This window comes from Mycobacterium sp. Root265, from assembly GCF_001428895.1.
Lineage (GTDB): Bacteria > Actinomycetota > Actinomycetes > Mycobacteriales > Mycobacteriaceae > Mycobacterium.
The window spans coordinates 44,645-63,098 of record NZ_LMJA01000015.1; the positions used below are offsets into that span (position 1 = coordinate 44,645).

16 protein-coding genes are annotated in these 18,454 nt (G+C 67.9%); 12 read left to right on the forward strand and 4 right to left on the reverse strand.

What is annotated here, in order from left to right:
• Positions 1-2: 2 nt before the first annotated feature.
• Both lysX and ASE48_RS15460 read right to left on the reverse strand, forming a co-directional pair.
• A complete protein-coding gene (lysX, locus tag ASE48_RS15455; protein WP_057167995.1) occupies positions 3-3,341 on the reverse strand; it encodes a bifunctional lysylphosphatidylglycerol synthetase/lysine--tRNA ligase LysX in 3,339 nt (1,112 codons plus the stop codon).
• Between the two features lie 67 nt (positions 3,342-3,408).
• Complete coding sequence (locus ASE48_RS15460) at positions 3,409-3,768, reverse strand: DUF1844 domain-containing protein (protein WP_057167996.1); 360 nt, start codon at positions 3,766-3,768, stop codon at positions 3,409-3,411.
• A 286-nt stretch (positions 3,769-4,054) separates the two neighbouring features.
• Between ASE48_RS15460 and infC the strand changes: the two genes are divergently transcribed.
• The 4 genes from infC to ASE48_RS15480 all read left to right on the forward strand — a co-directional run bounded on the left by infC (position 4,055) and on the right by ASE48_RS15480 (position 6,131).
• A complete protein-coding gene (gene infC / locus ASE48_RS15465; protein WP_156409218.1) occupies positions 4,055-4,687 on the forward strand; it encodes a translation initiation factor IF-3 in 633 nt (210 codons plus the stop codon).
• 23 nt (positions 4,688-4,710) lie between these two features.
• Entirely contained in the window at positions 4,711-4,905 is a 195-nt protein-coding gene (rpmI, locus tag ASE48_RS15470) for a 50S ribosomal protein L35 (RefSeq protein WP_057167997.1), read from the forward strand.
• Between the two features lie 66 nt (positions 4,906-4,971).
• Positions 4,972-5,361 carry a 50S ribosomal protein L20 gene (rplT, locus tag ASE48_RS15475; RefSeq protein ID WP_057167998.1) on the forward strand — a complete coding sequence of 130 codons (390 nt, stop codon included), beginning with the start codon at positions 4,972-4,974 and terminating at the stop codon, positions 5,359-5,361.
• A complete protein-coding gene (locus ASE48_RS15480) occupies positions 5,358-6,131 on the forward strand; it encodes a TrmH family RNA methyltransferase (protein ID WP_057168028.1) in 774 nt (257 codons plus the stop codon). Before rplT ends, ASE48_RS15480 begins: the two co-directional genes overlap by 4 nt.
• On the opposite strand, the gene ASE48_RS15485 is transcribed toward ASE48_RS15480, so the two are convergent.
• Together ASE48_RS15485 and ASE48_RS15490 are read right to left on the reverse strand one after the other, a co-directional pair.
• A complete protein-coding gene (locus ASE48_RS15485) occupies positions 6,120-7,355 on the reverse strand; it encodes an acyl-CoA dehydrogenase family protein (RefSeq protein WP_057167999.1) in 1,236 nt (411 codons plus the stop codon). The genes ASE48_RS15480 and ASE48_RS15485 overlap by 12 nt on opposite strands.
• 4 nt (positions 7,356-7,359) lie before the next feature.
• Positions 7,360-8,400, reverse strand: a complete 1,041-nt coding sequence (locus tag ASE48_RS15490) for an oxygenase MpaB family protein (protein WP_057168000.1) — start codon at positions 8,398-8,400, stop codon at positions 7,360-7,362.
• A 222-nt stretch (positions 8,401-8,622) separates the two neighbouring features.
• On the opposite strand from ASE48_RS15490, the gene ASE48_RS15495 reads away from it, so the two are divergent.
• From ASE48_RS15495 to argF, 8 genes are all read left to right on the forward strand, one after another.
• Positions 8,623-9,528, forward strand: coding sequence for an adenylate/guanylate cyclase domain-containing protein (locus ASE48_RS15495; protein ID WP_057168001.1), 906 nt, complete (start codon positions 8,623-8,625; stop codon positions 9,526-9,528).
• Positions 9,529-9,564: 36 nt separating this feature from the next.
• Positions 9,565-10,596 carry a phenylalanine--tRNA ligase subunit alpha gene (gene pheS, locus ASE48_RS15500; RefSeq protein WP_162264236.1) on the forward strand — a complete coding sequence of 344 codons (1,032 nt, stop codon included), beginning with the start codon at positions 9,565-9,567 and terminating at the stop codon, positions 10,594-10,596.
• A complete protein-coding gene (gene pheT / locus ASE48_RS15505) occupies positions 10,596-13,082 on the forward strand; it encodes a phenylalanine--tRNA ligase subunit beta (RefSeq protein ID WP_057168003.1) in 2,487 nt (828 codons plus the stop codon). The genes pheS and pheT overlap by 1 nt, the downstream gene beginning before the upstream one ends.
• Before the next feature lie 126 nt (positions 13,083-13,208).
• A complete protein-coding gene (gene argC, locus ASE48_RS15510) occupies positions 13,209-14,240 on the forward strand; it encodes an N-acetyl-gamma-glutamyl-phosphate reductase (RefSeq protein ID WP_057168004.1) in 1,032 nt (343 codons plus the stop codon).
• Positions 14,237-15,460 carry a bifunctional glutamate N-acetyltransferase/amino-acid acetyltransferase ArgJ gene (gene argJ / locus ASE48_RS15515; protein WP_057168005.1) on the forward strand — a complete coding sequence of 408 codons (1,224 nt, stop codon included), beginning with the start codon at positions 14,237-14,239 and terminating at the stop codon, positions 15,458-15,460. The genes argC and argJ overlap by 4 nt, the downstream gene beginning before the upstream one ends.
• Complete coding sequence (gene argB / locus ASE48_RS15520; protein ID WP_057168006.1) at positions 15,457-16,329, forward strand: acetylglutamate kinase; 873 nt, start codon at positions 15,457-15,459, stop codon at positions 16,327-16,329. The genes argJ and argB overlap by 4 nt, the downstream gene beginning before the upstream one ends.
• 26 nt (positions 16,330-16,355) lie before the next feature.
• Positions 16,356-17,531 (forward strand): acetylornithine transaminase, encoded by a 1,176-nt coding sequence (locus ASE48_RS15525; RefSeq protein WP_200962167.1) that lies wholly within the window; start codon positions 16,356-16,358, stop codon positions 17,529-17,531.
• A complete protein-coding gene (gene argF, locus ASE48_RS15530; protein WP_057168008.1) occupies positions 17,528-18,451 on the forward strand; it encodes an ornithine carbamoyltransferase in 924 nt (307 codons plus the stop codon). The genes ASE48_RS15525 and argF overlap by 4 nt, the downstream gene beginning before the upstream one ends.
• Positions 18,452-18,454 lie beyond the last annotated feature (3 nt).

Consider the following 18,454-nt stretch of genomic DNA (forward strand, 5'->3'; position numbering starts at 1 on the left):
GGTCAGCGAGGTTTGGCCAACGGGAACGGCAACGTCTCACGGATGCTGCGCCCGGTGATCAGCATGACCACCCGGTCCACGCCGACGCCGAGACCACCCGTGGGGGGCATGGCGTACTCGAGGGCCTGCAGGAAATCCTCGTCGAGTTCCATCGCCTCCGGGTCACCGCCGGCGGCCAGCAGCGACTGCTCTTGAAGACGCTTGCGCTGCTCCACCGGGTCGGTGAGCTCGCTGTAGGCCGTGCCCAGTTCGACACCCCAGGCGACCAGGTCCCAGCGCTCGGCGACACCGTCGATGCTGCGGTGTGGGCGGGTCAGCGGGGAGACCGAGGTGGGGAAGTCCTTGTAGAACGTCGGGCGCTCCGTCTGCCCCTCGACCAGTCGTTCGTAGAGTTCGAGCACCACCGCGCCGGTGTCCCAGTGCATCAGATAGGGCACCCCGGCACCGTCGCAGAGGCTGCGCAACCGCTCCAGGCCGGTCTCCGGGCCGATCTGTTCGCCGAGCGCCTCGGACACCGCGCCGTGCACCGTCTTCACCGGCCAGTCCCCGGAGATGTCGACCGCGATCAATCCGCCGTCGGGGCCGGGGCGCATCACCACCTGGGCTCCGTTGGCGGCCTCGGCGGCGTTCTGGATGAGCTCGCGGCAGCCGTGCATCCACACGTTGTAATCGGCGTGCGCCTGATACGCCTCCAGCAGTGTGAATTCCGGGTTGTGGCTGAAATCCACCCCCTCGTTGCGGAACGCGCGGCCCAGCTCGAAGACCCGCTCCACGCCACCGACGCAAAGCCGTTTCAGATACAGCTCCGGGGCGATGCGCAGGTACAGGTCGAGGTCGTAGGCGTTGATATGGGTGGTGAACGGCCGTGCGTTGGCGCCGCCGTGGATCTGCTGCAGGATCGGTGTCTCGACTTCGAGGAACCCCTTGCCCACCAACGTTTCCCGAATGGCATGCAGGATCCGGCTGCGGGCGGTGATGAGGTCGCGGGCCTCGGTGTTGATCGCGAGGTCGACGTAGCGGGTCCGGACCCGGGCCTCCGGGTCGGTCAGGCCCTTCCACTTGTCGGGCAGCGGACGCAGGCACTTACCGATCAACCGCCACCGGGTGACCAGCAGGGAGGGGGTGCCGTTGCGGCTGAGCCCCATGGTGCCGGTCACCTCGATCAGGTCGCCGAGGTCGATCGAGGCGGTGAAGTCGGCGTTGGTGCCCTGGGTGAGGCGCGAATTGTCCAGCAGCAGTTGCACGTCGCCGGACCAATCGCGCAGCGCGGCGAACAGCACCCCGCCGTAGTCGCGGAGCCGCAGGATGCGGCCCGCGACGGTGACGGTGACATCGGCGGCGGTGGTGGCCAGCGCCTGCTCGACGGTGTGGCTGGGTGCCTCGCCGACCGGGTAGGCGTCGATGCCGTTGTCCTGCAACGTCTTCAGCTTCGCCATTCGGACTCGCACCTGCTCGGGCAGCCGGTTGCGCTCGTCGGCGGGCAGATCCTGTTGCAGCGCACTGGCATCCGGGGCGCTGCCGTCGCGGTGCAGCAACCCGCTGTCCACCAGGTTCTTCGGCGCGGCCACGTGTTCGCCGGTGTGTTCCTTGCGGCGGGAGAACGGCAGCACCAGGAATCCCTCGGCGATCACCGAAGCCACCCCGACCCGGGGCACCTCCCGGGCGTCCTCATAGCAGGCGAACCGCGGAACCCATTCCGGCTGGTACTTCATGTTGGAGCGGTACAGGGTCTCCAGCTGCCACCACCGGGAGAAGAACACCAGCAGCGCACGCCACAACCGGGCGACCGGGCCGGCACCCAGTTGGGCGCCCTGCTCGAAGGCCGACCGGAACATCGCGAAGTTCAATGAGATCCGGGTGATACCGAGATCCTCTGCCTGCAGGCAGATCTCACTGACCATCAGCTCGATGGTGCCGTTGGGGGACTGGGGTGACCGGCGCATCACATCCAGTGACACCCCATTGGCGCCCCACGGGACCAGCGAGAGCATCGCCACCACGTCGCCGTCGTTGTCATTTTCCCCAGTGCCGCCGGCCGCCACGGCCTCCACCAGCATGCAGTCACCGTCGGCGGGATCACCCAGGCGCCCCAGCGCCATCGAGAATCCACGCTCGGTCTCGGTGTCGCGCCAGGCGTCGGCACGGCCGACGACCGTGGCCATCTCGTCGGCGGTCAGTTCGCGGTGCCTGCGGACACGGACGGTCAGCCCTGCCCGGCGGGCGCGGGTGACGGCCTGCCGGACCGGCTTCATGTCCGGGCCGGACAGCTTGAAGCGGTCGGGGTGCAGGATGGCCTCATCGCCGAGTTCGATGGCGTTGAGGCCGGCATCGCGGAACGCCTGTGCGGCAGGGGCGCTGGCGCCCATCACGCCGGGGGCCCACCCGTAGGACTTGCACAGCTTGAGCCAGGCGTCGATCGCGGCCGGCCAGGAACGCGGGTCACCGACGGGGTCCCCGCTGGCCAGACACACCCCGACCTCGACGCGGTAGGTGACGGCGGCGCGGCCGTTGGGGGCGAACACCACCGATTTGTCGCGGCGGGTGGCGAAGTAGCCCAGCGAATCGTTCTTGCCGAACAACTCCAGCAGCCCGCGGATGGCGGATTCGTCCTGACCCGTCAGCGCGTTGGTGGCCCGTTGGGATCGGAACAGCACGATGGCCGCGACCACCAGTGCCAGCGCGCCGAACAAACCGAGCAGTGCGTTGATCAGCACACCGGGATGCTGACCGTCGAAGACCTTGGAATCGACGCCGGCAAAGGCCACCACGCGGTTGACGGCGTACCCGAACCGGTAGTCGCGCTCCAAGGTCCCTGGGAACAGTTCCAGCAGGCCCCAACCGACCAGGATGCCGACGGCCATGGCGGCCAGCAGCGTGCCGATCGCCTTGAACAGGGCACCGCGGCGCACCCTGGCCCAGAATTCGTGCCGGGCGAGCACCAGGAAGCCGATCGCGGCCAGGTGGAACACCAGGCCGATGACCTCGCCGAACTCCTCGAGCACAGATTCGTCGCCGGCGATCAGGTCGGCGACATTCACCGCGACCGCGGCGACCATGTAGAACACCAGGATCCACCAGGCGATGCTCTTGCGGGCGGCCAGCGCTGCGGCCAGCAGCGCGAGCACCACCGCCCAGGCGAAGCTGGTGTCGGGGAAGTTGAAGATGTAGTCGTTGACGAACTCCCGGGGCACCCGGATGGCAGACCGGACGATCGGGGAGATGCTCGCCACCAAGGACAGCGTGGCGATGACGCCGACGATCCAGCCCGCGGCGGCCGGAACCCACGAGAATCCGGACGGTCGCCGGGTCGTCGACGGATGCGGGACTGTGGTGGCCGTCATAGGCCGCGAGAATATGCCCTAAGCGGGCGAAATGGGTGTTTCTACCGACCCCGGGTGTCGGCCAGGATCACCAGACCGGCCCGGTGTACTTCTCGCCGGGCCCCTGGCCGGGCTCCTCGGGCGCCGCGCTGGCCTCCCGGAACGCCAGCTGCAGACTCTTCAGACCGTCGCGCAGCGGTCCGGCATGCAGGCCCAGGTACTCCGCGGATGCGGTGACCAGGCCGGCGAGTGCGGTGATGAGACGGCGGGCCTCGTCGAGATCGCGGTGCGGGCTGTCCTCGGGATCTTCGGAACCCAGGCCGATCTTCTCCGCCGCCGCGCTCATCAGCATCACGGCCGAGCGGGTGATCACCTCGACGGCGGGAATCTCGGCGAGCTCCCTAACCTGCGGGTCCGCGTCCGAAGGAGTTTTCTGATCATCGGTCATGCCTGTTAGACTTGCACGATCGACCGTCCCGGCGAACGCCAGGGACAGTAAGTGGAGTCCCGCTCCCACCGCTGACCATACCGGTCCAGCGGTCCGATCACAGGCATCCGCGGATGTCCTGTTCTGCGCATGCGCAGGCGGCGAAAGCCGTGATCGGTCGGCATCGGGCCCTGCTATATGCAGGGCCTTTCTGCTCTTCGGAGCGGAATGCCGATGGTGTGGTCTCTCCCTGCTGGCCCGGCGCTCCATCACGGTCGTGGCACGAGCAGACAACGTAGGAGGCCCCATCAGCACTGAGACCCGCATCAACGAGCGCATCCGCGTACCTGAAGTCCGCCTGATCGGACCGAATGGTGAGCAGGTAGGCATTGTTCGCATCGAAGATGCTCTCCGCGTCGCCGTCGACGCCGATCTCGACCTCGTCGAAGTAGCCCCAGACGCCAAACCACCGGTGTGCAAGATCATGGACTACGGCAAGTTCAAGTACGAGACGGCACTCAAGGAGCGCGAGTCTCGCAAGAACCAGCAGCAGACCGTCGTCAAGGAGCAGAAGCTTCGGCCGAAGATCGACGATCACGACTACCAGACGAAGAAGGGCCATGTGGTCCGCTTCCTCGAAGCCGGGTCGAAGGTCAAGGTCACCATCATGTTCCGCGGTCGCGAGCAGTCCCGGCCCGAACTGGGTTACCGACTGTTGCAGCGTCTCGGCGCCGACGTGGCTGACTACGGCTTCGTCGAGACCTCCGCCAAGCAGGACGGCCGCAACATGACGATGGTGCTGGCACCGCACCGTGGCGCGAAGACCCGCGCCAAGGCGGCGCACGACGCCGACGCCCCGACGCCGCGGTCCGGCGGCGAGGCAGCGGCACCCGCAGCCCCGGCAGCACCGGCCGAGCCCACCGAGCCCACGCAGAACTGATCCACCACAAGAACTGAGGACACATGCCCAAGGCAAAGACCCACAGCGGCGCATCCAAGCGCTTCCGCGTCACCGGAAGCGGAAAGGTCGTCCGCCAGAAGGCCGGCAAGCGCCACCTTCTCGAGCACAAGGCGAGCAAGCACACCCGTCGCCTCGACGGCCGCGTCACCGTTGCCGCCAACGACACCGCCCGCGTCAAGAAGATGCTGAACGGCTAATTCGGTTGACCGGCTGAAAAGCCGCTATTCCCTCCAGACTTTCCCCGCAAGAATAGGAACACTCCCATGGCACGCGTGAAGCGCGCAGTCAACGCTCAGAAGAAGCGGCGCACAGTACTCAAGGCTTCCAAGGGCTACCGCGGCCAGCGGTCGCGCCTCTACCGCAAGGCCAAAGAGCAGCAGCTGCACTCCTTGACCTACGCCTACCGGGACCGCAAGGCCCGCAAGGGCGATTTCCGCAAGCTGTGGATCTCCCGGATCAACGCTGCGGCCCGCGCCAACGGCGTCACCTACAACCGCCTGATCCAGGGTCTGAAGCTGGCCGGCGTCGAGGTGGACCGCAAGAACCTGTCGGAGATCGCGATCAGCGATCCCGCCGCGTTCACCGCTCTGGTCGAGGTTGCCAAGGCAGCACTGCCCGAGGATGTCAACGCGCCGTCGGGCGAAGCCGCCTGACACCCCTCACCGAGAAGTCCAATCGGGTAGCTGCGGCCATCAAACTGCAGCGTCCCGCCGGACGTCGTCACGCCGCACGCTTCCTCGCCGAAGGTCCCAACCTGGTCGAGGCAGCGTTGCGGCGTGGTCTCGTTGAAGAGGTCTTCGTCACCGAGGACGCACACGCCCGTTTCGCGGATCTGCTCGCGGACACCCCGGTGCACGAAGTAACGGTGCGAGCCGCGGAGGCATTGTCGGACACCGTGACTCCGGTCGGGCTGATCGCGGTCTGCGAGATTCCCGAGGTGTCGCTGTCCGAGGTGCTGGACGCACCGCGGCTGGTGGCCGTCGCGGTCGAGACCTCCGATCCCGGCAATGCGGGCACGCTGATCCGGCTCGCGGACGCCATGGGTGCCGATGCGCTGATCCTTGCCGGCGACAGCGTCGACCCCTATAACCCGAAATGCCTGCGGGCCTCCGCGGGCAGCATCTTCGGGCTGCCGGTCGTCCAGGTCCCGGACACTCTCGCACTCCTTGCCACCCTGCGGGATGCGGGTCTGCAGGTGCTGGCGACCACGCTGGACGGCTCGACACCGCTACCGTCGGTCGACCTGAGTGTGCCCACCGCATGGCTGTTGGGTTCGGAGGCGCACGGTCTGGCGCCCGATACCGCCGCGGCCGCCGACGCGCAGGTGACCATCCCCATGCGCGGCAGCGCCGAGAGCCTCAATGTGGCTGCTGCGGCAGCCATCTGCCTCTATGCGAGCGCTCGGGCCCAGTCAGGCCAGTAGTCCCCGCGCCACGTGCGTGATCTGCACCTCGTTGCTTCCGGCGTAGATCATCAGCGATTTGGCGTCGCGGGCCAGCTGCTCCACCCGGTATTCGGTCATATAGCCGTTGCCGCCGAAGAGTTGCACGGCCTCCATGGCCACATCGGTGGCCGCCTGGGAGCAGTACCACTTGATCGCCGAGGCTTCGGCCAGCGAGATCGCCGACCCGGTCTGCGAGGACTCGATGACCCGGAACAGCATGTTGCGCACGTTCATCCGGGCCACTTCCATGTTGGCCAACTTGAGCTGGATCAACTGGAACTGACCGATCTCCTTGCCCCACAGCACCCGGGTCTTGGCGTAGTCGACCGATAACCGCAGACATTCCTCGATGACACCGAGGGACATCGCGGCCACCCCGATCCGTTCGGCGGAGAAGCTCGACCGGGCGCTGTCCCGTCCGTCCCCGGAGGCGTTGTTCTCGGTCTCGCCTAGCAGCCGGTCACGGCCCAGCCGGACGTTGTTGAAGAACAGTTCGCCGGTGCGTGAACTGTGAATGCCCATCTTGTGGAACGGTTTCGACTGCACGAAGCCGTCCATGCCGCGGTCCAGGACGAACGTCAGCACCTTGCGGTCGCGCTTGTCGACACCTGGCTCATCGAGTTTGGCGTACACGACCACCACGTCCGCGTCGGGTCCGTTGGTGATGAACGTCTTCTGCCCGTTGAGCAGGTAGTCATCTCCGTCACGGGTGACATAGGACTTCATGCCACCGAATGCATCCGAACCGGAATCCGGTTCGGTGATCGCCCAGGCGCCGATCTTCTCGTAGGTCACCAGGCCGGGCAGCCAACGTTCCTGCTGAGCCAGGGTGCCGCGGCTCTGGATGGTGGGGACCGTGAGGCCCAGGCTGACACCCATTCCGGTGACCAGACCCATCGACACCCGGCACAGCTCGCTGATCAGGACGAAGCCCATCCCGGCCTGGTCGGGCCCGCCGCCGAACATGCCGCCGGAAGACTTGGATTCCTTGGCCGGTGCACCGTCGCGCAGCTTGGACAGCCTGCGCTCCAATGACTCTCGCGCCATGGCGTCGATACCGAACGCGCTGAACAGCTTGCGCACGATGGGGTAGGGCTCCATATCGCCGCTCTCCAGCGCGTCGATGTGCGGCCGGATCTCCTTGTCGACGAACTCGCGCACGGCGTCGCGGACGGCGATGTCGACGTCAGACCATTCCAGCATCGTGTCAGGCGACCTTTCGTTTGGCTGCTGCCGGCCGCAGTCCGGCCAGCGAGAAGGTGGTGTGGACCAGGGAGCCCGCACGGTCCAGCAGCGATTTCTGTCTGGGCTGATAGTGCATCGGCAGGCCCTTGCGGTCCGGCGGTGGGGCCATGAAACCGGGCGCCTCGACCAGCGGCGCGTCCTCGGGGATGCTCCCGGAGGCGCGACGATAGGCCGAGACCGCCCGCGGGTGCAGCCGGATCTCGTCGGGCACCACGGTGAACGCCAGCTCGACGGCCTTGCCGAACAGCCGCAGCAGGATCTCGTCGCCGGGTGTCCAGCGCATCCCGGCCTTCTCGCGCACCGGTGCGTCGAAGATTCCGGCGGCCACCCAGCGCTGTGCGCCGACCATCGGCTTGAACAGCTGATCCCACACGCCGGTCGGCATCAGCACGAACCACGGCTTCGGGATACGGATGGTGAAGATGTCCAGGGTGGCGCGATTGATCTCCAACTCCTCGCGGCACGTGTGATCCCAGTAGACCAGGAACTCCTCCCAGCTGTCCGGCACCGGTCGCATGCTCATGCCGTACATCCGGTACCACTGCACATGCTCGTCGAACAGCTGATGCTTTTCGGCCTCGGTGAGCCCGCCGCAAAAATAGTCGGCCGTCTTGATGATCAGCATGAAGAAGGTGGCGTGGGCCCAGTAGAAGGTCTCGGGATTGAGCGCGTGGTAGCGCCGGCCCTGCCCGTCGACACCCTTGATGCCGTGGTGGAAACCCTTGATCTGGGCGCCGGTGTCGGCGGCACGATCACCGTCGTAGACAACACCCATGATCGGATAGACCGACCGGGCCACCCGCTGCAGCGGCTCGCGCAGCAGGATCGAGTGGTCCTCGACGCCGGCGCCGAGCTCCGGATACATGTTCTGGATCGCGCCGATCCAGACGCCCAGCAGGCCGGTGCGCAGATCGCCGAAATACTTCCAGGTCAGCGAATCGGGCCCGAGGGGGATCGCCGCCCGCTCGATCGACGGCGGGGGATCGTTTGATGCAGCAGTCATGGCGTCCTCGTCGAGCCTTGAAAACTACGGATGTCTGGCCACCATATGCGTGACAACATGTGTTGTCTATACAGCCCGGCGGTGTGGCGCGGCGCCGTTACGTGTCGGCGATGAAGCCTCCATGCGCGCGTGACCTGCATCTTCATTCAGCCAGTGGCGATGTGAGCAACGTCTAGGGCGGACGTCGTTGCCGGGGTCAGAACAGCCGCTTAGGGTTGCGTTGTGGATGTCGAATCGTTCGAAGAACGATCCGGCGGTACCGGGGAAATCGAGCGCTCCGAGGCGCCGTACCGTCAACCAGGACCCCTGGGGTGGCTCACCGCCACAAATCACAACGCCAACGTCATCGCCATGATCAGACGCGCGCGGCGAGCCCTGCCCGGCGACCCGGAGTTCGGGGACCCGCTGTCGGCCGCCGGCGAGGGCGGTCCGCGCGCTGCCGCCCGGGCCGCCGATCGGCTGCTCGAGCGGGAAGCCGTGTCCCGCGAAGTCAGTCTCGGCGCCCTGCAGGTCTGGCAGGCGCTCACCGAACGCGTCTCGGGCCGGCCCGCGAACCGGGAGATGACCTTGGTGTTCACCGACCTGGTCGGCTTCTCCGCCTGGTCCCTGAACGCCGGTGACGATGCCACCCTGCGGCTCCTGCGTCGTGTCGCGCAGGTGATGGAACCTCCGCTGCTGGCCGAGGGTGGCCACATCGTCAAGCGGATGGGTGACGGCGCCATGGCGGTGTTCCGTGACCCGGAGACCGCGGTGCGCGCAGTGCTGACCGCCCTGGAGGCGGTCGGCACGGTCGAGGTGGACGGGTACACCCCACGCATGCGGGCCGGTATCCACACCGGCCACCCCCAGCGGATCGGCTCGGACTGGCTCGGCGTCGACGTCAACATCGCCGCCCGGGTGATGGAACGCGCCACCAGGGGCGGCCTGGTCATCTCCCACCCGACCTTGGAGCGCATCACCGAGAACGGTGATCTGGCAGCGCTCGGGGTGACGGTGAAGAAGGTGCGCAAGCAGCTGTTCGCGGCCAAGCCCAGTGGGGTGCCCGAAGATCTGCAGATGTTCTGGGTCAAGCCGATTCCGCAGGTCGGTGGCGCCGGCCGGTTCGACGAGGATGCCGAGGGTGCGTGACGTCGCTCTCATCCGGGCATCGCCTATGATCGCCGGGTGGCGGAGCTCTCAGAAGAAGGCCTGATCAACGCGGTGAGCGCGGCCCGGCAGGCCTTCGAAGCGGCCGCCGACCTGGATGCGCTGGCCCGGGCCAAGACCGAACACCTCGGCGATCGGTCGCCGATCGCGCTGGCGCGTCAGGCGCTGGGCTCGCTGCCCAAGTCCGAGCGCGCCGATGCCGGCAAGCGGGTGAACGTGGCGCGCACCGAGGCCCAGCAGGCCTACGACGACCGGCTGGCGGCGCTGCGCATCGAACGCGACGCGGCCGTGCTGGTGGCCGAGCGTATCGACGTCACGCTGCCCTCGACCCGGCAGCCGATCGGGGCCCGTCATCCGATCACCCTGTTGACCGAGCGCATCGCCGACACCTTCGTCGCGATGGGCTGGGAATTGGCCGAAGGGCCCGAGGTCGAAACAGAGCAGTTCAATTTCGACGCACTGAACTTCCCGCCGGATCACCCGGCCCGCAGCGAGCAGGACACCTTCCAGATCGCGCCCGACGGTTCGCGGCAGGTGTTGCGCACGCACACCTCGCCGGTGCAGATCCGGGCCCTGCTGGAACGCGAACTGCCGGTGTACATCATCTCGCTGGGCCGCACCTTCCGCACCGACGAACTCGACGCCACCCACACGCCGGTCTTCCATCAGGTGGAGGGGCTCGCCGTGGACAAGGGACTGACGATGGCCAACCTGCGTGGCACGCTGGATGCGTTGGCCCGCGCCGAATTCGGCCCTGCTGGACGGACTCGGTTCCGTCCGCACTTCTTCCCGTTCACCGAACCCTCGGCCGAGGTCGATGTCTGGTTCGAGAACAAGAAGGGCGGACCGGGCTGGGTGGAATGGGGTGGTTGCGGCATGGTCAATCCAAATGTGCTGCGCGCCTGTGGAATCGACCCCGCCGAGTACTCGGGCTTCGCGTTCGGGATGGGACTGGAGCGGACTCTGCAGTTCCGCAACGGCATCCCCGATATGCGGGACATGGTCGAGGGTGACGTGCGGTTCTCCCTGCCGTTCGGAGTGGGTGCCTGATGCGCGTTCCCTACAGCTGGTTGCGCGACACCGTCCGGGCGGGTGCGCCGGGCTGGGATATGTCGGTCTCCGACCTCGAACAGACGCTCATCCGCATCGGCCACGAGGTCGAGGAGATCATCCCGGTCGGTCCCGTCACCGGCCCGTTGACTGTCGGCCGGGTCGCCGAGATCGAGGAACTCACCGAGTTCAAGAAGCCCATCCGGGCCTGCAAGGTCGACGTGGGCGAGTCGGAGCCTCGCGATATCGTCTGCGGCGCAAGCAACTTCGCCGTCGGCGATCTCGTCGTGGTGGCCTTGCCCGGCACCGTCCTGCCCGGTGATTTCACCATCGCCAAGCGCAAGACCTACGGTCGCACCTCGGACGGGATGATCTGTTCGGCATCCGAACTGAACCTCGGTGGCGACCATTCCGGGATCCTGGTGCTGCCGCCGGGCACCGCCGAACCGGGTGCCTCGGCCATCGACGTCGTCGGCCTCGACGATGTGGTGTTCAACCTCGCGATCACCCCGGACCGTGGTTACTGCCTGTCGATGCGCGGTATGGCGCGCGAGATCGCCTGTGCCACCGACCTGGAGTTCGTCGATCCCGCCGATATCCCGCCGCTGCCCGTCGAGGGTGAGGCGTGGCCAGTGGTCGTGCAGCCCGGTACCGGTGTGCTGCGATTCGGGCTGCGTCCGGTCACGGGTATCGACCCGTCCGCGGTCTCACCGTGGTGGCTGCAGCGTCGGCTGCTGCTGTCCGGTATCCGTGCCATCTCGCCCGCGGTCGACGTCACCAACTATGTGATGCTCGAGCTCGGTCACCCCATGCACGCACACGATCGGTCGCTGATCACCGGCCCGTTCAACGTGCGGTTCGCCGAGGCGGGGGAGAAGGTCACCACTCTCGACGACGTCACCCGCACCCTCAACGACGGCGACGTGCTGATCGTCGACGATGTCGCGACCGCGGCGATCGGCGGCGTCATGGGCGCGGGCACCACCGAGGTCCGCGATTCCACCACCGACGTGCTGCTGGAGGCCGCGGTATGGGATCCGGCGGCAGTGTCACGCACCCAGCGCAGGCTGCGGCTGGCCAGCGAGGCCGGTCGCCGCTACGAGCGCACCGTCGACCCGGCCATCTCGGTGGCCGCCCTGGATTACTGCGCCACCCTGCTCGCCGAGATCGCCGGTGGCACCGTCGATCCCACCCTGACCGACTGGCGGGGTGACCCGCCGCGCGAGGACTGGTCCCCGCCGGCGGTGAGCATGCCCGTGGATCTGCCGGATCGCGTTGCGGGCGTGAGCTACCCGGCCGGCGTCGCGGCGCGACGGCTCGCCCAGATCGGCGCTGTGGTCACCGAGACCGACGCCCAGATCACCGCCGTACCGCCGAGTTGGCGCACCGACCTTCGTGAACCCGCGGATCTGGTCGAAGAGGTGCTGCGCCTGGAGGGCCTGGACGCCATTCCGTCGGTGCTGCCGCTGGCGCCCCCCGGGCGCGGCCTGACTCCGGTGCAGAAGCGCCGCCGTGCCCTCGGCAAATCGTTGGCGCTCAACGGTTATGTCGAGGTGCTGCCGACGCCGTTCCTGCCGGCCGGGGTGTTCGACACCTGGGGGCTGCCCGCCGATGACCCGCGTCGCTCCGTCGTGACGGTGCTCAACCCGCTGGAGAACGACCGGCCGCACCTGGCCAGCACCCTGCTGCCGGGGCTGCTGGAGGCGTTGTCACGCAACGTGTCCCGCGGCGCGGTGGATACCGCCCTGTTCGCCATCGCGGACGTCGCGCTGGCCACCCCGCAGACCCGCGCGGTGGAACGCATCCCGACCGACCGCCGTCCCACCGCCGACGAGATCGCGGGGCTGGACGGGTCGTTGCCGAGTCAGCCCGAGCATGTCGCGGTGGTCCTGACCGGTCTGCGCGAGCCCGCCGGGCCGTGGGGCCCGGGCCGGCCGGTGCAGGCCGCCGATGCCTTCGAGGCCGTCCAGGTGATCAGTCGTGCGGTCGGGGTGGAGTTCACGTTGCGCGCCGCCCAGGAACTGCCGTGGCACCCCGGCCGGTGCGCCGAGGTTCTCATCGGCGACCTGACCATCGGCTACGCCGGACAGTTGCATCCCGCGGTCATCGAAAGGGCGGGTCTGCCGGCCGGTACCTGCGCGGTGGAACTGGACCTCGACGCCATCCCGATCGTGGAACGCCTGCCCGCACCCGCGGTCTCGCCCTTCCCTGCGGTGTTCCAGGACATCAGCCTCACCGTCGCCGAGGACGTCGCCGCCGCTGCGGTGGTCGACGCGGTGCGCGACGGTGCCGGCGAGCTGCTGGAGGACGTCCGGTTGTTCGACGTGTACACCGGTCCGCAGATCGGGGAGGGGCGCAAGTCGCTGACCCTGGCGCTGCGCTTCCGCGCCACCGACCGGACCCTCACCGAGGACGAGGCCAGCGCATCGCGCGAGGCTGCGGTGGCCGCCGCGGTCGAACGGGTGGGAGCGGTGCAGCGCGCCTGATTAGGTCCCGCGAGCAGACGCAAATGGCCTCGAAAACAGGGCAGAGAGCGGCCATTTATGTCTGCTCGCCGCCCCGTAAACTAATGGGTTTGCATCTGACTGCATAACAATGCAAAAATCAGACCCATGACCTCCGTAGCCGTCGCCGGTGCCAGTGGGTACGCCGGCGGAGAGATCCTGCGCCTGCTGCTCGGCCACCCTGCCTACGCGGACGGTCGCCTGACCATCGGTGCGCTCACCGCCGCGGCGAGCGCGGGCAGCACGCTCGGTGAGCATCACCCGCACCTGCTGCCGCTGGCCGACCGGATACTGCAGCCCACCGACGCCGAACTGCTTGCCGGCCACGATGTCGTGTTTCTCGGCCTTCCTCACGGGCATTCCGCCGAACTCGCCACGCAACTCGGCGACACCGTCATCATCGACTGCGGTGCGGACTTCCGGCTCGACGACGCGGCCGACTGGGAGAAGTTCTACGGCAGCGCGCACGCGGGCACCTGGCCCTACGGCCTGCCCGAACTGCCCGGCGGCCGGGAAGCGCTGGCGGGCGCCACCCGCATCGCGGTGCCCGGCTGCTACCCGACCTCCGCGCTGCTGGCACTGCTGCCGGCTGTCGCGGCCGATCTGGTCGAACCGAACGTGACCGTCGTCGCGGTCAGCGGCACCTCCGGCGCGGGCAAGTCGGCCAAGGTCGACCTGCTGGGCGCCGAGGTCATCGGATCGGCACGCGCGTACAACATCGCAGGCAAGCACCGGCACACCCCGGAGATCGCCCAGGGTCTGCGCAAGGTCACCGACAAGAACGTCACGGTGTCCTTCACACCCGTGCTCATCCCCACTTCCCGCGGCATCCTGGCCACCTGCACTGCGCCGACATCGGCCACCGAGGCCGAGGTGCGCGCCGCCTACGAGAAGGCCTACGGCGCCGAACCGTTCGTCCATCTGCTGCCGGAGGGCCAGCTGCCCAAGACCGGATCGGTCATCGGTAGCAACGCCGCCCAGCTGGCGGTGGCCGTCGATGAAGGGGCCGGCGTGCTGGTCGCGATCTGCGCCATCGACAACCTCACCAAAGGCACCGGCGGCGCCGCCGTGCAATCGATGAACCTGGCCCTGGGCTGGCCCGAAACCGAAGGACTGTCGACCGTGGGAGTGGCACCGTGAGCGGAGCACGCGAAGCGAACCATCCGACCCCGAAGCTCGTGCGGAGTCAAGGTGTGACGGCGCCTGCCGGCTTCCGTGCGACGGGAATCCGGGCCGGTATCAAGGCATCCGGCGCGCTGGACCTCGCCCTGGTGTTCAACGAGGGCCCCGACCACCATGCCGCCGGGGTGTTCACCCGCAACCAGATCAAAGCGGCCCCGGTGCAATGGTCACAGCAGGTGCTCACCACCGGCCACCTGCGCGCGGTCATCCTCAACTCCGGCGGCGCCAACGCCTGCACCGGCCCGGGCGGTTTCCAGGACACTCATGCCACCGCGGAGGCGGTGGCCGCGGCACTGAGCGACTGGGGCACCGAGACGGGCGCCATCGAGGTCGCGGTCTGCTCCACCGGGCTGATCGGTGACCGGCTGCCGATGGACAAGGTGCTGGCCGGTGTCGCCGAGATCGTGCAGGAGATGGCGGGCGGGCTCACCGGGGGCGAGGAAGCCGCGCGAGCCATCATGACCACCGACACCGTGCCCAAACAGGTTGCGCTGCACGCGGACAGCTGGACCATCGGCGGGATGGCCAAGGGCGCCGGCATGCTCGCGCCCTCACTGGCCACCATGCTGGTGGTCATCACCACCGACGCAGTGGCGGACCCGGTCGCTCTGGACACCGCGCTGCGGCGGGCCACCGGGCGAACCTTCGACCGCCTCGACATCGACGGCAGCTGCTCGACCAATGACACCGTGCTGCTGATGGCCTCCGGTGCCAGCGAGGTCACGCCCACCCAGGAGGACCTGGACGCCGCGGTGCTGGCCGTCTGCGATGACCTCTGCGCGCAGTTGCAGGCCGACGCCGAGGGCGTCACCAAGCGGATCTCGATCACCGTCGCCGGCGCCGCCAGCGAGGACGAGGCGCTGACCGCCGCCCGGGCCGTCGCCCGCGACAGCCTGGTCAAGACCGCGCTGTTCGGCTCCGACCCCAACTGGGGCCGGGTGCTGGCCGCCGTCGGTATCGCTCCGGTGGCTCTGGATCCGCAGCGAATCAGCGTGTCGTTCAACGGTTCACCGGTGTGCATCGACGGCACCGGCGCACCCGGCGCCCGCGAGGTCGACCTGTCCGGTGACGAGGTCGACGTGCTGATCGAGCTGTTCGCCGGCGATGCGACCGCGTCCATCAGGACCACCGATCTATCCCATGCGTACGTCGAAGAGAACTCGGCGTACAGCTCATGACCACGACCCAGACCAAGGCGTCGGTCCTCGCCGAGGCGCTGCCCTGGCTCAAACAACTGCACGGCAAGATCGTCGTGGTCAAGTACGGCGGCAACGCCATGACCGACGACGACCTCAAGCGCGCCTTCGCCTCGGACATGGTGTTCCTGCGCAACTGCGGTATCCGTCCCGTCGTGGTGCACGGGGGTGGCCCGCAGATCAGCGCCATGCTCAAGAAACTGGGTATCGCAGGCGATTTCAAGGGCGGCTTCCGCGTCACGACACCCGAGGTGCTCGACGTGGCCCGCATGGTGCTGTTCGGTCAGGTCGGCCGCGAACTCGTCGGGCTGATCAACGCCCACGGCCCGTACGCGGTCGGCGTCACCGGCGAGGATGCGCAGCTGTTCACCGCGGTGCGGCGCAGCGTCACCGTCGACGGGGTGGCCACCGATATCGGGCTGGTCGGCGACGTGGAGAGTGTCAACGCCGGGTCGCTGCTGGATCTCATTGCCGCGGGCCGTATCCCGGTGGTGTCCACCATCGCTCCGGACGTCGTCGGCATCGTGCACAACATCAATGCCGATACCGCCGCCGCCGCGCTGGCCGAGGCGCTCGGCGCCGAGAAGCTGCTGATGCTCACCGATGTCGAAGGCCTGTACACCGACTGGCCGGACCGCAACTCGCTGGTCAGCGAGATCGACAGTGCCGCTCTGACCGAACTACTGCCGAAGCTGGAATCCGGCATGGTCCCCAAGATCGAGGCCTGTCTGCGGGCAGTCGACGGCGGGGTGCCCAGCGCGCATGTCATCGACGGCCGCGTCGAACATTGCGTGCTGGTCGAGCTTTTCACCGATGAAGGAACCGGAACCAAGGTGGTGGGCGCGACATGAGATCCGGCGGGCAGGAGCGAAGTGACATGGGGCAACAGGCACTGCAAGACCGCTGGGAAGCGGTGATGATGAACAACTACGGCACCCCGCCGCTGGCGCTGGCCACCGGTGACGGCGCCGTGGTCACCGACACCGACGGCAAGAGCTATCTGGATCTGCTCGGTGGCATCGCGGTCAACCTGCTCGGCCATCGCCATCCCGCCGTCATCGAGGCCGTCACCGCGCAACTCAACACGCTCGGGCACACGTCGAACCTGTATGCCACCGAGCCGGGGATCGCTCTGGCCGAAAAGCTCGTCGATCACCTCGGCCATCCCGCGCGGGCCTTCTTCTGCAACTCCGGCACCGAGGCCAACGAGGTCGCCTTCAAGATCACAAGGCTCACCGGGCGCACCAAACTCGTTGCCGCCGAAGGTGGATTCCACGGCAGGACGATGGGGGCGTTGGCGCTGACCGGCCAGCCGGCCAAACGGGCACCCTTCGAGCCGTTGCCCGGTGAGGTGACCTTCGTGCCCTACGGGGACGCCGAGGCTCTCGAAGCCGCCGTCACCGACGAGACCGCCGCGGTCTTCCTGGAGCCGATCATGGGGGAGGGCGGCGTCGTCGTCCCCCCGCCGGGCTACCTGGCGAGAGCCCGCGAGATCACCGCTGCGCACGGCACACTGCTGGTCCTCGACGAGGTGCAGACGGGGGTTGGCCGTACTGGAACCTTTTATGCCCACCAGCACGACGGCATCACCCCGGACATCGTCACCCTGGCCAAGGGCCTGGGCGGCGGACTGCCCATCGGGGCCTGCCTGGCCATCGGCGCCACCGCTGACCTGCTCACCCCGGGACTGCACGGCAGCACCTTCGGGGGAAATCCGGTGTGCACCGCCGCCGCGCTGGCCGTGCTGAAGACACTTGCCGCCGAGGACCTCGTCGCGAAAGCCGATGTGCTGGGCAAGACCATCAGCCACGGCGTCGAGGAACTGCACCACCCGCTCGTCAGCCATGTCCGGGGTAAGGGCCTGCTGCTGGGCATCGTGCTGACCGCCGAAAAGGCCAAAGCAGTCGAGACGGCCGCGCGTGACGCCGGGTTCCTGGTCAATGCCGCCGCAGCCGATGTGATCAGGCTGGCTCCGCCGCTGATCATCACCGAAACCCAGATCGACGAATTCCTCACCGCACTGCCCGCGGTGCTCGACAAGGGAGCCAAGTGACCAGACACTTTCTGCGCGACGATGACCTGACACCCGATGAACAGGCCGAGGTGCTGGCGCTGGCCGCCGCGCTGAAGACCTCGCCGTTCAGCCGCCGGCCCCTGGAGGGCCCGCGCGGTGTCGCGGTGATCTTCGAGAAGAACTCGACCCGCACCCGGTTCTCCTTCGAGATGGGCATCGCCCAACTCGGCGGGCACGCCGTCGTCGTCGACGGGCGCAGCACCCAGCTCGGCCGCGAGGAGACCCTCGAGGACACCGGCGCTGTGCTGTCCCGCTACGTCGACGCCATCGTCTGGCGCACCTTCGCCCAGGAACGGTTGGCCGCCATGGCATCCGGGTCGACGGTGCCCATCGTCAACGCATTGTCCGACGAGTTCCACCCCTGCCAGGTGCTGGCCGATCTGCAGACACTCGCCGAGCGCAAGGGAGCACTGCACGGTCTGTCGATGACCTACTTCGGTGACGGTGCCAACAACATGGCGCACTCGCTGATGCTGGGCGGGGTGACCGCCGGTATCAACGTGACGATCGCCGCGCCCGCCGGTTTCGAACCGCACCCGTCGTTCGTGGACGCCGCCAAGCGCCGTGCCGCCGAGACCGGTGCGACGGTCACCCTCGCCCACGACGCGAAGGCCGCCGCCGAGGGTGTCGACGTGCTGGTCACCGACACCTGGACGTCGATGGGTCAGGAGAACGACGGTCTGGACCGGGTGCGCCCGTTCCGCCCGTTCCAGCTCAACGCCGAATTATTGAAACTTGCTGATCCGGAAGCCGTTGTCCTGCATTGTCTTCCGGCGCACCGCGGCCACGAGATCACCGACGAGGTGATCGACGGGCCGCAGAGCGCCGTCTTCGACGAGGCCGAGAACCGGCTGCACGCGCAGAAGGCGCTGCTGGCGTGGCTGCTGGAGCGTGCCTGACAT

Coding starts and splice junctions, on each gene's coding strand:
- ASE48_RS15525 (WP_200962167.1), top strand. CDS start 16,356: ATGGGGCAACAGGCACTGCAAGACCGCTGGGAAGCGGTGATGATGAAC.
- ASE48_RS15460 (WP_057167996.1), bottom strand. CDS start 3,768: ATGACCGATGATCAGAAAACTCCTTCGGACGCGGACCCGCAGGTTAGG.
- argC (WP_057168004.1), top strand. CDS start 13,209: ATGACCTCCGTAGCCGTCGCCGGTGCCAGTGGGTACGCCGGCGGAGAG.
- ASE48_RS15485 (WP_057167999.1), bottom strand. CDS start 7,355: ATGCTGGAATGGTCTGACGTCGACATCGCCGTCCGCGACGCCGTGCGC.
- rplT (WP_057167998.1), top strand. CDS start 4,972: ATGGCACGCGTGAAGCGCGCAGTCAACGCTCAGAAGAAGCGGCGCACA.
- lysX (WP_057167995.1), bottom strand. CDS start 3,341: ATGACGGCCACCACAGTCCCGCATCCGTCGACGACCCGGCGACCGTCC.
- rpmI (WP_057167997.1), top strand. CDS start 4,711: ATGCCCAAGGCAAAGACCCACAGCGGCGCATCCAAGCGCTTCCGCGTC.
- pheT (WP_057168003.1), top strand. CDS start 10,596: ATGCGCGTTCCCTACAGCTGGTTGCGCGACACCGTCCGGGCGGGTGCG.
- argB (WP_057168006.1), top strand. CDS start 15,457: ATGACCACGACCCAGACCAAGGCGTCGGTCCTCGCCGAGGCGCTGCCC.
- ASE48_RS15490 (WP_057168000.1), bottom strand. CDS start 8,400: ATGACTGCTGCATCAAACGATCCCCCGCCGTCGATCGAGCGGGCGGCG.